Genomic DNA, 13,631 nt, shown 5'->3' with positions numbered 1-13,631 from the left:
TTCCTCACCGGTGGCCGGTCCGGGACCGGTCGGGTCGGCTGCCGCCCGCAGGCCCGACGCCCCGCCGGGAGCCCCGGCGGCGTCGCCGTCGGCCGGGTAGCCGTCGGCGTGGGTGGCAGTGCGGGGGTCGCCGTCGGCCGGGTCGCTGGCGGCGTGGGTGGCCGTACGGGGGCCGGTGTCGGCGTCGGCGGTCACGATGGGCTGCCGACCGGATCGGCGGGAGCGCCGGTGGCGTACCGCTCGCGCAGCGCCCGCTTGTCCACCTTCGCCGACCTGTTCAGGGGGAGCGCGTCGACGAACTCCACCGCACCCGGCGCCCAGGTGTCGCTCAGTTCGGCGGTGACCAGGTCGATCAGCTCCGCCCCGGTCACCGTCGCCCCCGGCGTCCGCACCACGTACGCGTACGGCAGCTCCCCGGCGACCGGGTCGGGCACCCCGATCACCGCCGCCGCGCGTACCTGCGGATGCCCGGCGAGGACGTCCTCGATCGGCCGGGAGTAGATCGGCCAGCTGCGCTGCCGGGTGAGGATGCGGTCCTGCAACCGGTCGACCAGGTAGAGGAACCCGTCGTCGTCGAGGTGGCCGATGTCGCGGGTGCGTACCCAGCCGTCGACGAGCGTCTCGGCGGTCAGTTCGGGTTGACCGTGGTAGCCGTGGAAGCTCAGTTTCGTCCGCACCCACACCTCGCCGTCCGTGCCGGCCGGCAGCGCCTGCTCGTCGGCGTCGCGGATCTCCACGGTGACGTCCCCGTACGGCCGGCCGCAGGAACCGAGCCGCTGCGGGTGTGCCGGGTCCTCGGTCAGGCCGGGCTGGGCGCAGATCACCACCGCCTCGCTGAGGCCGTACACGATGCGTAGGCACGGGCCGAACCGGGCGATGGCCTGGCGCAGCCGGGCGGGCGCGGCCGGCCCGGCACCCACGTTGAACATGAACATGGCGGAGAAGTCCGCGCCGGGCAGGGCCGGATGGTCGAGCACCTCGTAGAGCATCGGCGGGGTGACGAAGGTGGAGGTGAGCCGCTCGGCGTCCACGGTGGCGATGAAGGCGGCCGGGTCCCACTGCTGGCGCAGGAAGAGCACGCCGCCGGTGAACAGGTTGAACAGGGTGGTGATCTGCCCGCTGGCCAGCCACATCGGGGAGTGTGACAGGTGCCGCAGCAGGGGGAAGCCGGCGGCCCGGAAGTCGGCCGCGAGCGCCAGCACCTGCCGGTAGAAGCTCTCCCGGTGGTGCACCAGCTTGGGGGTGCCGGTGGTGCCACTGGTCTGCAGGAACGACTCCGGCACGGGCACCCCGGCCGGCAGGCCGACCGACGGGTCGTCGGCGCTCAGGCCCACGCCGACCTCCGGGGTGGTGGCGGGGTCCGGGTCGGCCGGCGGGGTGGTGGCGGTCAGCTCGATGCCCAGTCGCAGCACCGGCACCCCGGGCAGCGACGCGGCGATCTGGTCACCCAGCCCGTCCGGGGCGTACGCGTGGTGCACGAACACGTCGGGGCGGGCCAGCCGGACGAACTCGTCGATCTCCCGCCGGGAGGTCACCGGGGCGATCCACATCGTCCGGCAGCCGAGCAGGTGCAGGGCGAGTTGGAGCAGCGGGCCCTCCACGGCGTTGCCGAGCATCACCAGCACCGCCGAGCCGGGGCGTACCCCGTGGCGGGTGAGGGCGTGCGCCAGCCCGCGTACCTCGGCGGCGACCTGCGGGTAGGTCAGCCGCCGGCCGTCGCCGACCAGCGCCTCCCGGTCGCCGAACCCGGCGAACAACTCCAGCGCGTCGTGCACGTAGGTGGTGGATCGGTCGGCCCCGTCGGTCATCGCACAGCCCCCAGGTCGATGCGGCGGGTCGTCGGCGGCCCGGTGGGACCCGCCGTGGCGACCGGCCGGGATGGCGTCCGAGCAGTTCAGAGCCCGGCCCGCGACGGGGTGCGGGAAGTGGGCGACCGCACCGCCGCCGCTAGCGAGCCTAGGCCGACGGTGTCGCCGGGGGACAGAGCCGAACGGCGAGTGACCGGCCATCATGGACTTTTGATCATGTCTATCGGGTTGATTGACGCCTGTCAGACGTCGCCGCTAGGTTTCTGGACCATCGTCCGGGCGGTGCCGTCAATGGGCGCCGGCCCTGGGCGGCCCAACATGGAGGTTCAATGTCGACCCCTAAGAGATGGCAGGTCATAGCGTCCGCGGCCGTGTTGCTGGTCGTGAGCGCCCCGGCGGTGGTGGCCAGCGCCGGACCGTCCGACGCCGGCAGCGAGGCAGCCGCCCGGCCGCAGTGGGCGGGTACGTGGGCCGCGGCGGTCACCCGTGGCAACACCGCCGGGCTGACCAACACCGGCCTGAACAACCAGAGCATCCGGATGACCGTGCGCACCACCGTGGGCGGGGAGCGGCTGCGGGTCCGGCTGAGCAACCTCTACGGCGAGCAGGCGGTGCAGGTCGGGCACGCCACCGTCGCCCGCCCGAACACCGCGACCCTGACCGACCGGTCGGACATCCTGCCCGGCACCCTGCGGGAGCTGAAGTTCGGCGGTGCCACCTCGGCGACCATGAACAAGGGCGCCGAGCTGCTCAGCGACCCGCTGACCTACCAGGTGGCCGAGCAGGAGGACCTGGTCGTCACCCTGCACTTCCCGGTGCTCACCGGGCCGGTCACGTTCCACGGCCAGTCCAAGGTGACCACCTTCATCGGGGCGAACGACCTGACCACCGCCGCCGACGGCGCCGGCTTCACCATCCGTCCGGACTGCTGCTGGATGTTCCTGTCCGGCATCGACGTGCTGCGTCCGGCTAACCCCGGTGCGGTGGTGGTGCTCAGCGACTCGATCGGGGACGCCAACGGCAGCACCGTCAACGCCAACAAGCGCTGGCCGGAGCTGCTCGCCGGGCGGCTGGTCGCCGCCCGTCCCGAGGTGCGTACCCCGGGGGTGCTCAACCTGAGCCTGGCCGGCAACCGGCTCAACCACGAGGGCACCGAGCCCGGCGCGGGCGGTTTCCCCGGCTACTACGAGCTGGGTCCGAACGCGTTGGCCCGGCTCAACGAGGACGTCTTCCCGCAGACCGGTGTGAAGACCCTGGTGACCCACCTCGGCATCAACGACATCTGGATGTCCGACGACTCCGCCGACCGGATCATCGCCTCGCTGCGGCAGATCAACAAGCAGGCCAAGGCGCGCGGCCTGCGCAGCCTCGCCGTCACCCTCACCCCGTACGAGGGGCACGGCAACCCGGGGGTGTGGACGCCGGAGAAGGAGACCACCCGGCAGGCGGTGAACACCTGGCTGCGGGGCCCGGGGGCGGCCGAGTTCGACGGGCTGCTCGACTTCGACGCGGTGCTGCGTGACCCGGCCCAGCCGAGCCGGCTGCTGCCCGCGTACGACGCCGGTGACCACATCCACCCGAACGACGCCGGCAACCAGGCGTTGGCGGATGCCGTACCACTTCGACTGCTCGGTCTGTGACACCGGTGGGGCGGCGGGGGTGACCCCGTCGCCCCCCGGTCATTCCTGGGGAGGAAGCACCATCGTGGACGTCGACAAGATCCTGACCGGTCTCTACAGCGAGGCCGGCCGGCAGGACCCCTATCCGTGGTATGCGGCCCTGCACGAGCACGGGCCGATCAGCGTCATCCCGAACCGCCCGGAGCACAGCACGGTCAGCGCGGTGGCCGTCGGCTACGACCTGGTCGACCAGGTGCTGCGCGACCCGGAGTGGTACAAGCAGGCCCCACCGGGCTGGCAGGACGAGGAGATCCTGCGGACCTTCCAGTCGTCGATGATGTTCGTCAACGCCCCCGACCACGGGCGGATGCGGGGTGTGTTCTCCCGTACGTTCACCCCGCGCCGGCTCGGCGCGCTGGAACCGGTGATCGTCCGGGTGGTCGACGCCCTGCTGGACCGGATGGCCGACGCCGGGGCGGACGGCTCCGAGGTCGACTTCGTCGCGGACTTCGCCTACCCGGTGCCGGCACTGGTGATGGCCGAGTTCATCGGCCTGCCCGAGAGCGAGCTGGCCTGGTACCGGCAGCGGGTCGACTGGATCGACGAGTTCCTCGACGTGGCGGGCAAGACCCCGGAGCGGCTGGCGTTGGCCAACCAGGCTGCCGAGGAGCTGCGGGCGCTCTACCGGGACCTGATCGCGCACCGTCGCCGCCAGCCGGGCGAGGACCTGATCTCCGGGCTGGTCGAGGCGCTGGACTCCGGTGAGGTCGACCTGACCGAGGAGGAGTTGATCAGCAACCTGATCGTGCTGTTCAACGCCAGCTTCGTCACCACCGTCTACATGTTCAGCAACGGCCTGCCGGTGCTGCTGGCCCACCCGGAGACCGTGGCCGCGCTGCCGGGTGACGAGACCCTGGCGCAGGGCTGCGTGGACGAGGTGCTGCGGCTGCAGAGCCCGGTGCACTTCCTGGCCCGCGCCGCGCCCCGGGACACCGTGTTGGGCGGCGTACCGGTCGCCCGGGACGAGAACGTCCTGCTGATCATCGCCGGGGCCAACCGGGATCCGCACCGGTTTCCCGAGCCGGACCGGTTCGACCCGCGCCGCGACGGCCCCCCGTCGTTGGCTTTCGGCGTCGGCCCGCACTTCTGCCTCGGCGCGGCGGTGTCCCGCCTGGAGGGCCGCATCGGCCTGCCCCGGCTGTTCGCCCGGTTCCCCGGGCTCGCGGTCAGCCAGCGGCCCGACTACAGCGGGAGCCTGTTCCTGCGCGGCATCGACAAGCTCTTCGTCACCACCGGCGGATAGGAGCCGATCCCATGTCCCTCGATCCCCAGGTGGTGGCCTACCGGGCCGCGCGGGCCGCCGCCGGCACCCCACCGCTGTACACCCAGACCCTCGCCGAGGCCCGCGCCGCCGACCTCGCCGCGATCCGGGCCGGCGGCGGCGACGTCGAGCCGGTCCACGAGGTACGCGACACGACCGTGCCCGGCCCCGCCGGGGACCTGCGGGTCCGGGTGCACCGGCCGGCCGGCGACGGCCCGCTGCCCACCCTGGTCTACTTCTTCGGTGGCGGTTGGACGCTGGGCAGCGTGGAGACCGCCGACGGGATCTGCCGCCGGCTGGCCAACGCCACGCCCTGCCAGGTGGTGACGGTCGGCTACCGGCTGGCCCCGGAGCACCCGTTCCCGGCGGCGGTGCTGGACTGCCACGCCGCCACCCGGTGGCTGGCCGAGCACGCCGCCGACCTCGGGGTGGACCCGGAGCGACTGGTCGTGGGCGGGGACAGCGCCGGTGGCAACCTGGCGGCGGCGGTGACCCTGCTGGCCCGCGCCGAGGGCGGCCCCCGGCTGGCCGGGCAGCTGCTGGTCTATCCGAACACCGACCAGCGGGCCGACCGCCCGCGCCCCGGCCGGGGCACCGACCCGGCAACCGACGCCGACCCGGCAACCGACGCCGAACCCCGGGCCGCCGCCGACGAGCAGGACCCGCTGCTGTTCAACCGGCACTCCGTCGACTGGTACCGGGGTCACTACCTGGCCGACCCGGCGGACGCGGCCGACCCGCTGGCCTCGCCGTTGCTCGCCGACGACCTGTCCGGCCTGCCGCCGGCCCTGGTGGTCACCGCCGAACACGACCCGCTGTGCGACGAGGGGGAGCGGTACGCGCAGCGGCTGCGCGAGGCCGGCGTGCCGGTGCGGGCCACCCGCTACTCCGGCATGATCCACGGCTTCTTCGCCATGCCCGGGGTCTTCGACGCCGGTCGGCGTGCCCAGGACGAGGCCGCCGCCTTCCTCCGGGAGGTCTTCGGGCTGCCCACCCCGACGGCGGATGCCCCGGCCACCGCCACGGTCGGGGACGCCCGGTGACGGAGCACCCCCGCACCGCCGGGTCGGCCGCAGCCGGGTCGGATTCCGTCGGCTCGGCACTCGTCGGCTCGGCCACCGTCGGCTCGGCCACCGTCGGCTCGGATTCCGTCGGGTCGGTCGGTGCCGGGTCAGCCACCGCCGGGTGGGCCGGCCGGGCGGACCGGCCGCCGGTCAGCCTGGCGGACTTCGCCGACCTGGCCCGGGTGACCCTTTCACCCGGGGTCTGGGACTTTCTCGACGGGGGCAGCGGCGTCGAGACCACCCTCACCGCCAACCGGGCCGCCCTGGACCGGGTCGCCGTGCTACCCCGGGTGCTGACCGGGGTGGAGCGGCCCCGCACCGACACGGTGCTGCTCGGGCGGGAACAGGCGATGCCGGTGGCGGTCGCGCCGATGGCGTACCAACGGTTGCTGCATCCCGACGGCGAACCGGCGCTCGCGGCGGCGGCCGGCGCAGCGGGGGTGCCCTATGTGCTGAGCACGTTGAGCAGCACCCCGATCGAACAGGTCGTCGCCGCCACCGACGGGCCCGTCTGGTTCCAGCTCTACTGGCTACGCGACCGGGGTCTGGTCGCCGATCTGCTCGACCGGGCGCAGGCTGCCGGCTGTGCCGCGCTGATGGTCACCGTCGACGTGCCGGCGCTCGGCCGGCGGCTGCGCGACGTGCGTAACGGCTTCGCGTTGCCGCCGGAGGTGACGGCCGCCAACCTGCCTGCCGGCCGCGACGACCTGGCCCACACCGGCACGCCCGGGGTGTCCGCCATCGCCGCGCACACCGAAGCCGCCTTCGCCCCCGCGCTGACCTGGGCGGACCTGGCCTGGCTGCGGGAACGCACCCGGCTGCCGCTGCTGGTCAAGGGGATCCTCGACCCGCGTGACGCGGTCCGCGCCGCCGACGTCGGCGTGGACGCCGTGGTGGTCTCCAACCACGGCGGCCGGCAGCTCGACGGTGCACCGGCCACCGCCACCATGCTGCCCGAGGTGGTCGCGGCCGTCGGCGAGCGGATCGAGGTGCTGTTGGACAGCGGGGTACGGTCCGGCACGGACGTGCTGCGCGCGCTCGCCCTCGGCGCGACGGGGGTGCTGCTCGGCCGCCCGATGCTGTGGGCGCTCGCGGCCGGTGGCCGGGCCGGCGCGCGGGCCGCCCTCGACCTGCTCGCCGTCGAGTTGCGCGACGCGCTGACCCTGACCGGCTGCGCCGACCCGGGGCAGGCCCGGCGGCTGCGTACCCTGACCGGAGGCTGACCCGTTGGAGCATCTGGTGGACCTGGACCTGGCGACCCTGCACCCGGCGGTCGACGATCCGGCGCTGAACTCGATGAACTTCCTCAACGAGGTGTCCCAGCACTGGCCCGACGCGGTGTCGCTGGCCGCCGGGCGACCCTACGAGGAGTTCTTCGACGACGACGCGCCGGGCCGCTGGCTGGACCGGTTCCGCCGGCACCTCGCCGACGACCTCGGGCAGAGCCCCGACCAGGTCCGCCGCACCCTGTTCCAGTACGGCCGGACCAAGGGGATCATCCACCATCTGATCGCCCGCAACCTCGCCGTCGACGAGGACGTCCACGTCGACGACGAGGCGGTGGTGGTGACCGTCGGCTGCCAGGAGGCGATGCTGCTGGTGCTGCGGGCGTTACGGGCCGGCCCGACCGACGTGCTGCTCGCCGTCGCCCCGACGTACGTGGGGCTGACCGGCGCGGCCCGGCTGGTGGACCTGCCGGTGCGCCCGGTCGCCGCCGGCCCTACCGGAATCGACCTGGCCGACCTGCGGGCCCAGGTGCGTCGGGCGCGCGACGAGGGGTTGCGGCCCCGGGCCTGCTACGTGATGCCCGACTTCGCCAACCCGTCAGGCACCAGCATCCCGGTGGCCGACCGGCGGCGGTTGCTCGACCTGGCCGTCGAGGAGGACCTGCTGCTGATCGAGGACAACCCGTACGGCCTCTTCCCGGCCGGGGACGCCGACCGGGTGCCGACGCTCAAGGCGCTCGACACCCGACGCCGGGTGGTCTACCTCGGCTCGTTCGCCAAGACGGTGCTCCCCGGGGCCCGGATCGGCTATCTGGTGGCCGACCAGCGGATCGGCGGGGTCGACGGTGCGGTGGGGTTGTTCGCCGACCAGCTCGCCAAGATCAAGAGTATGGTCTCGGTGAACACGTCGCCCCTGGCCCAGGCCGTGATCGGCGGGGCGTTGCTGGAGCACGCCTGCTCACTGGTGGCCGCGAACCGGCGGGAACGGGCGGCGTACACCCGCAACCGGGACCACCTGCTGGCCGGCCTGCGGCGACGTTTTCCGGCCGGCTCGCCGGTGCGCTGGAACGCCCCGGCCGGCGGCTTCTTCGTGGTGGTCACCGTGCCGTTCCCGGTCGACGACACGCTGCTGCGGCGCTCCGCGCAGCGGTACGGCGTGCTCTGGACGCCGATGGCGCACTTCTATGACGACGGCCGCCCGGTCGACGCGCTGCGGCTGTCGGTCAGCGCCGTCACCCCGGAGCAGATCGACCTCGGGCTGGACAGGTTGGCCGCCCTGATCACCGACGAACTGACCGGCCTCCGCTGACCGCGCGGTTGCCGTGCTCCGGCCGACCCGGTCACCGCGCCGACCGGCACCGCGTGTCATCGAACCGCCACCTCCCGTGCTGTGCGGCGGATGGGCCGGTGGCCATAATGGACGCATGATCGCTTGGGAGTACGCCCTGTTGGTCCGCCGCTACCAGGGGCAGGGACGCCAGTTCCACGTCTCGTTCGTCTGGTACGGCCCGGACGGCTCACGCACCGACGTCACGGCCTACGGCGACACCGCCATCGCCCACCTCAACCGGGTCGGTCGGGAGGGCTGGGAGCTGGTCTCCGCCGCCGAGGACGTCAACAACATCCAGGGCAGCACCGAAGTCCACCGCTACCACCTCAAGCGCCCCCTCCCCTGACCCCACCCCGCCCGCCCGTCCCCGTCCCTCCCCTCCCCACCCCCGGTCTCCCGGTTGATCAAGAGGTTTAGGTCACCAGAACCACCTTTCCTGACCTAAACCTCTTGATCACCCCAGCACCCCACCCCGGGCCCCCACACCCTCCGGCTGTCCCTGGTCGGGGTTGGCACGGTGGTGGGGTCGGCACGGTGGTGGGGTCGGCACGGTGGTGAGGGTCGGTGATCAAGAGGTTTGGGTCACTGATGAGGGCTTTCGTGACCTAAACCTCTTGATCAACGCGAGGGAGCGGGGCGGGGCGGGGCGGGGCCCGGCCCGGCGGGGCCGGGCCAGCCTTACAGTCAGCCCAGGTTGATGGTGGGGTAGAGGGGGTGGGCGGCGAGGAGGTCGGTGGCCTGCTTGCTGATCTTGTCGGCGACCGCCGGGTCGAGGACGTACTTGGCCTTGGACGGGGTGCCGTCGGCGTTGGCGCCCGGCGTGGTCTGGCTGAGCACGGTGTGGATCAGCTCGGCGGTGACGTCCATCTCGGCGGTGCCCAGACCCCGGGTGGTCAGCGCCGGGGTGCCGATCCGGATGCCGGAGGTGTACCAGGCGCCGTTGCGGTCCTGCGGGACGGCGTTGCGGTTGGTCACGATGCCCGAGTCGAGCAGCGCCTGCTCGGCCTGCCGGCCGGTGAGACCGTAGCCGGAGACGTCGAGCAGCACCAGGTGGTTGTCGGTGCCGCCGGTGACCAGGGTGGTGCCCCGGCGCAGCAGCCCTTCGGCGAGGGCCTGGGCGTTGTCGACGATCCGCTGGGCGTAGTCGGCGAAGTCGGGCCGGCGGGCCTCGGCCAGCGCGACCGCCTTGGCCGCCATCACGTGCGGCAGCGGACCGCCGAGCACCATCGGGCAGCCCCGGTCGACCTGGTCGGCCAGCTCCGGGCCGCAGAGCACCATGCCGCCGCGCGGTCCGCGCAGCGACTTGTGGGTGGTGGTGGTGACGATGTGCGCGTGCGGCACCGGGTCGAAGTCGCCGGTGAAGACCTTGCCGGCGACCAGACCGGCGAAGTGCGCCATGTCGACCATGAAGGTGGCCCCGACCGAGTCGGCGATCTCCCGCATGATCCGGAAGTTCACCTTCCGGGGGTACGCCGAGTAGCCGGCGACCAGGATCAGCGGCTTGAACTCCCGGGCGGCCTCGGCGACCCGGTCGTAGTCGATCAGGCCGGTGGCCGGGTCGGTGCCGTAGCTGCGCTGGTCGAACATCTTGCCGGAGATGTTGGGTCGGAAACCGTGGGTGAGGTGCCCGCCGGCATCCAGCGACATGCCCAGCATCCGCTGGTTGCCCAGCTCGCGGCGCAGCGCGAACCAGTCCGCCTCGGTCAGGTCGTTGACCTGGCGTACCTGGGCCTTCTTGAGGGCGGGGGACTCGACCCGGTCGGCCAGGATCGCCCAGAAGGCGACCAGGTTGGCGTCGATGCCGGAGTGCGGCTGCACGTAGGCGTGGGAGGCCCCGAACAGCGCCTTGGCGTGCTCGGCGGCGAGCGCCTCGACGGTGTCGACGTTCTGGCAGCCGGCGTAGAAGCGACGGCCGACGGTGCCCTCGGCGTACTTGTCGCTGAACCAGTTGCCCATGGTCAGCAGGGTCGCCGGGGAGGCGTAGTTCTCGCTGGCGATCAGCTTCAACGACTCACGCTGGTCGGTCAGCTCCGCGCCGATCGCGTCGGCCACCCGGGGTTCGACCGCCCGGATCACCTCGAGCGCGCTGAGGAAAGCGGTGGATTCGGCGTTACGCGACATGCGACCTCCAGGTGACGTGCGGAAGGCCCAGGCGCTCGGCGTGCGTCCTCATGACGGGGCCGCTTCCCGATGGTGCTCCATCCCCACGCGCCAGTCACGGCCCACCGACGATCCTACCGGGTGCCGTTCGGGCTGCCCGTGCGTACCTGCCGGTGCCGGGCAGCCGGCCGGGTTCTCCGATCGTGCGGAGCTCCGGTGTCCCGGTAACAGCTCGGTCGGCCGGCCACCGCCGTTGCGGTGGCCGTTGCGGTGGCCCCACGCCGGGCGGTCGGCTGCGTACGATCGGCGGATGCTGGGGGAGGACACCGAGGGCAGTCTGGTCGCGATCAGCGACCTGCACATCGGGTACGCGGAGAATCGTGCCCTGGTCGAGGCGCTGCGGCCCACCTCGCCACGGGACTGGCTGATCGTCGCCGGTGACGTGGCGGACACCGTGGCCGACATCGAGTGGGCGCTCGGCACGCTCGCCGAACGCTTCGACACCGTCATCTGGGCGCCGGGCAACCACGAACTGTGGACCCCGCCGGCCGACCCGGTGACCCTGCGCGGGGTGGAGCGCTACGAGCTGTTGGTACGGCGGTGCCGGGACCTGGGCGTGGTCACCCCCGAGGACGACTACCGGGTGTGGCGAGGGCCGGGCGGCCCGGCGCTGGTGGCACCCCTGTTCCTGCTCTACGACTACAGCTGGCGACCGCCGGGCTTCGACACCCGGGAGGCGGCGCTGGCCGAGGCGTACCGGACCGGGATCGTCTGCACCGACGAGTTCATGCTGCACCCCGACCCGTACCCGAGCCGGCAGGAGTGGTGTGCGGCCCGGCTGACGGAGACCGCCCGTCGCCTGGACGCCCGCGACCCGCAGCTGCCCACCGTGCTGGTCAACCACTGGCCGCTGGACCGCCACCCGACCGAGGTGCTGCGCTACCCGATCTTCGCCCAGTGGTGCGGGACGGAGGCGACCGCCGACTGGCACCGCCGGTTCGCCGCCACCACCGTGGTCTACGGGCACCTGCACATCCCCCGTACCACCTGGAAGGACGGGGTGCGGTTCGAGGAGGTCTCGGTGGGCTACCCCCGGGAGTGGCGTCAGCGCAGCGTGCCCCCCGGGCGGGTACGGCAGATCCTGCCCGCGCCCACCGGCACGCCGGCACCCCTCTGGTGAGCCATCGGCTCAGCCGGCGTGCAGGCGGGTGAGCAGCGCGTCGGTCACCGTGCCGAGGCGGCGGGCGGCGGCCGGATCGAGCGTCGTGGCCGACAGCGGGACGGGTCTGCCCCGGTCGCTGGCGGTCAGGGCGTCCGCCGGTGGATCGTCGATCCACTCCACGACGGGGCGGATCGACCTCTCGACCGGCCGGGCGACGACCGACGCCGCCCGGATCACCCCGCGGACCGCCGCCGGCATGGTGGACAGGTCACCGCTGCGGGTGAAGCCGGGGTGGTAGAGCACGTACCGTGCCCGGGAGCCGGAGCGCTGCGCGAAGTCCACCCCGAGCAGGTCGTTCGCCCGCCCTGCCTGCAACTGCGCGTCGACCATGCCGTACTTCCGGGTGAGCTGGAGGTCGTCCCAGCGGATCGACCCCCTGGTGGTGCCGACGCCCGCCACGTTGACGATGACCGGCCGTTCGGCGGCGTCGAGCTGTTCGCGTAGACCGTGGCTGAGCAGGTAGCGGCTCAGGTAGTACAGCGCGAAGGTCTGCTCCAGGCCCTCGTCGGTGACCACCCGCCGGGGCGACTGCCGGTTGGCGAACAGGGCCAGTGCGTCCACCCTCGGCCACCGACCCCTGATGGTGTCGATGACCCGGCGGGTCTGCGCCACCGAGCGCAGATCCGCCTGGAGGAAGTGCACCCGGCCGGAGCGCGCCCGCACGGCCCGCCCCTTCGCCGGGTTGCTGCCGATCGCGACGACCTCGTCGCCACGGCGGATCCGGGCCTCCAGTGTCGCCCGGCCCATGCCGTCGGTGCCGCCGCTGATGACGATGACCCGCATGCCACCCCCTTTCCCGCCCGGTGGCCCCCGTTCGGCACCGGACGTCGACCGTGGACCACGACCGGCACAATCCTTCGCGGAGGCCGGCGACAGCGGAAGAAGGCAGTCTCATGTCCGTACCGAACACGGGTGTTCGTTCCCTGGTCGCGGCGGCCCTGCCGACGCCCGTCCCGGCCGACGAGTACGACGGCTGTCCGGTCACCGGGCTGCTGCGGCTGCTCAGTGACAAGTGGTCGATGCTGGTGCTGGTCCTGCTGGGCCGTCAGCCGTACCGCTTCAACGAGCTGCACCGGGCCATCGGCGGGATCAGCCAACGCATGCTGACCCGCACCCTGCGCGGTCTGGAGTCGGCCGGCCTGGTCCTGCGCGAGGTGCATCCCACCGTCCCGCCCAGCGTCGAGTACCGGCTCACCCCGCTCGGGCAGAGCCTGCTCGGCCCGCTGTCCGGCCTCGCCGACTGGGCGGTCCGCCACGAGCCCGAACTCGCCGCCGCCCGACACCCGGTCACCGCCGCGACGTCGTCCAGACCACGCTGACCTGCCTCACCCGGGGCGCAACCGCAGGCATCCTCGCGCGCGGCGAGGGGCCCGACCGGACGGTCGGGCCCCTCGGACGCGGTTCGGGTCGGACGGGCGGGTCAGGCGGTGGTGGCGTGCCGGGCGCTCTTGATCGCCTTCGGGTCGCTGGGGGAGCGGGGCGCGTCCGGGCGCAGCGCGATCATCTGCTCACCGATCTCCTGGAGCGGGTTGCGGCCGAGCGCCTCCCGCACCTTGGGGAACCACTCCTGCTCCTCCTCCTCGATGTGGTGCTCGACGTTCTCGATCAGCACCGTGGTCTTGGCGACGAAGTGGTCGTCGGAGGCGTCCATCGCGGACAGCTCGGCGCAGAGCACGTCGGCGACGTGGTGCTCCTCGTACGACTCCAGGATGTCGTCCTCCAGGTCCGGTAGGAGCTTGCGGACCTGCGGGTACATCACCTCGTTCTCGAGGTAGGTGTGGGTGGTGAGGGCTGCCACGATCTCGTTGACCACCTTGCGGCGGCGACCGGCCGGGCCCTCCTGCGCCTTTTCGAACTCGCGGAAGAGTCGGCGCATCTCCTTGTGGTCCTCTTTGAGCAGGACGATGGCGTCGGTGGACACCGGCAGACCTCCTTGATCGG

The 13,631-nt window shown here is 72.8% G+C and carries 12 protein-coding genes and 1 riboswitch; of the genes, 8 read left to right on the top strand and 4 right to left on the bottom strand.

Features of this window, described 5'->3' with window-relative positions:
* Positions 1-191: 191 nt before the first annotated feature.
* Positions 192-1,808: an AMP-binding protein gene (locus AB0B63_RS19740; protein WP_357020586.1), complete on the bottom strand. Its 1,617-nt coding sequence runs from the start codon at positions 1,806-1,808 to the stop codon at positions 192-194.
* A 356-nt stretch (positions 1,809-2,164) separates the two neighbouring features.
* Here AB0B63_RS19740 and AB0B63_RS19735 point away from each other — a divergent pair, with 356 nt between their 5' ends.
* From AB0B63_RS19735 to AB0B63_RS19710, 6 genes are all read left to right on the top strand, one after another.
* Positions 2,165-3,448, top strand: coding sequence for an SGNH/GDSL hydrolase family protein (locus tag AB0B63_RS19735; protein WP_357020782.1), 1,284 nt, complete (start codon positions 2,165-2,167; stop codon positions 3,446-3,448).
* A 61-nt stretch (positions 3,449-3,509) separates the two neighbouring features.
* Positions 3,510-4,730, top strand: a complete 1,221-nt coding sequence (locus AB0B63_RS19730; protein ID WP_357020779.1) for a cytochrome P450 — start codon at positions 3,510-3,512, stop codon at positions 4,728-4,730.
* An 11-nt stretch (positions 4,731-4,741) separates the two neighbouring features.
* A complete protein-coding gene (locus AB0B63_RS19725) occupies positions 4,742-5,791 on the top strand; it encodes an alpha/beta hydrolase (RefSeq protein WP_357020583.1) in 1,050 nt (349 codons plus the stop codon).
* A 176-nt stretch (positions 5,792-5,967) separates the two neighbouring features.
* Entirely contained in the window at positions 5,968-7,035 is a 1,068-nt protein-coding gene (locus AB0B63_RS19720) for an alpha-hydroxy acid oxidase (protein WP_357020776.1), read from the top strand.
* Positions 7,036-7,039: 4 nt separating this feature from the next.
* Positions 7,040-8,347, top strand: a complete 1,308-nt coding sequence (locus AB0B63_RS19715; RefSeq protein ID WP_357020580.1) for a PLP-dependent aminotransferase family protein — start codon at positions 7,040-7,042, stop codon at positions 8,345-8,347.
* A 115-nt stretch (positions 8,348-8,462) separates the two neighbouring features.
* A complete protein-coding gene (locus AB0B63_RS19710; protein ID WP_089003913.1) occupies positions 8,463-8,714 on the top strand; it encodes a hypothetical protein in 252 nt (83 codons plus the stop codon).
* Between the two features lie 338 nt (positions 8,715-9,052).
* Here the strand turns inward: AB0B63_RS19710 and AB0B63_RS19705 are convergent, their stop codons facing one another.
* Positions 9,053-10,489 (bottom strand): glycine hydroxymethyltransferase, encoded by a 1,437-nt coding sequence (locus tag AB0B63_RS19705; protein WP_219462414.1) that lies wholly within the window; start codon positions 10,487-10,489, stop codon positions 9,053-9,055.
* An 18-nt stretch (positions 10,490-10,507) separates the two neighbouring features.
* Positions 10,508-10,597: riboswitch (ZMP/ZTP riboswitch) on the bottom strand.
* A gap of 181 nt (positions 10,598-10,778) precedes the next feature.
* Between AB0B63_RS19705 and AB0B63_RS19700 the strand changes: the two genes are divergently transcribed.
* Complete coding sequence (locus AB0B63_RS19700; RefSeq protein ID WP_357020575.1) at positions 10,779-11,648, top strand: metallophosphoesterase; 870 nt, start codon at positions 10,779-10,781, stop codon at positions 11,646-11,648.
* Positions 11,649-11,657: 9 nt separating this feature from the next.
* Here the strand turns inward: AB0B63_RS19700 and AB0B63_RS19695 are convergent, their stop codons facing one another.
* Positions 11,658-12,473, bottom strand: a complete 816-nt coding sequence (locus AB0B63_RS19695) for an SDR family NAD(P)-dependent oxidoreductase (protein WP_357020572.1) — start codon at positions 12,471-12,473, stop codon at positions 11,658-11,660.
* Positions 12,474-12,583: 110 nt separating this feature from the next.
* Between AB0B63_RS19695 and AB0B63_RS19690 the strand changes: the two genes are divergently transcribed.
* Positions 12,584-13,009 (top strand): helix-turn-helix domain-containing protein, encoded by a 426-nt coding sequence (locus tag AB0B63_RS19690; protein WP_357020569.1) that lies wholly within the window; start codon positions 12,584-12,586, stop codon positions 13,007-13,009.
* Between the two features lie 101 nt (positions 13,010-13,110).
* On the opposite strand, the gene AB0B63_RS19685 is transcribed toward AB0B63_RS19690, so the two are convergent.
* Complete coding sequence (locus tag AB0B63_RS19685) at positions 13,111-13,611, bottom strand: hemerythrin domain-containing protein (protein ID WP_357020566.1); 501 nt, start codon at positions 13,609-13,611, stop codon at positions 13,111-13,113.
* Positions 13,612-13,631: the final 20 nt, after the last annotated feature.

The organism is Micromonospora sp. NPDC049081, from assembly GCF_040648835.1.
Lineage (GTDB): Bacteria > Actinomycetota > Actinomycetes > Mycobacteriales > Micromonosporaceae > Micromonospora > Micromonospora antibiotica.
This window is presented reverse-complemented; position numbering and strand designations above follow the sequence as displayed.

What these genes read in the sequence shown, in the direction of transcription:
- AB0B63_RS19740 (WP_357020586.1), bottom strand. Translation starts at nt 1,808, where the DNA reads ATGACCGACGGGGCCGACCGATCCACCACCTACGTGCACGACGCGCTG.
- AB0B63_RS19725 (WP_357020583.1), top strand. Translation starts at nt 4,742, where the DNA reads ATGTCCCTCGATCCCCAGGTGGTGGCCTACCGGGCCGCGCGGGCCGCC.
- AB0B63_RS19710 (WP_089003913.1), top strand. Translation starts at nt 8,463, where the DNA reads ATGATCGCTTGGGAGTACGCCCTGTTGGTCCGCCGCTACCAGGGGCAG.
- AB0B63_RS19705 (WP_219462414.1), bottom strand. Translation starts at nt 10,489, where the DNA reads ATGTCGCGTAACGCCGAATCCACCGCTTTCCTCAGCGCGCTCGAGGTG.
- AB0B63_RS19700 (WP_357020575.1), top strand. Translation starts at nt 10,779, where the DNA reads ATGCTGGGGGAGGACACCGAGGGCAGTCTGGTCGCGATCAGCGACCTG.
- AB0B63_RS19695 (WP_357020572.1), bottom strand. Translation starts at nt 12,473, where the DNA reads ATGCGGGTCATCGTCATCAGCGGCGGCACCGACGGCATGGGCCGGGCG.
- AB0B63_RS19690 (WP_357020569.1), top strand. Translation starts at nt 12,584, where the DNA reads ATGTCCGTACCGAACACGGGTGTTCGTTCCCTGGTCGCGGCGGCCCTG.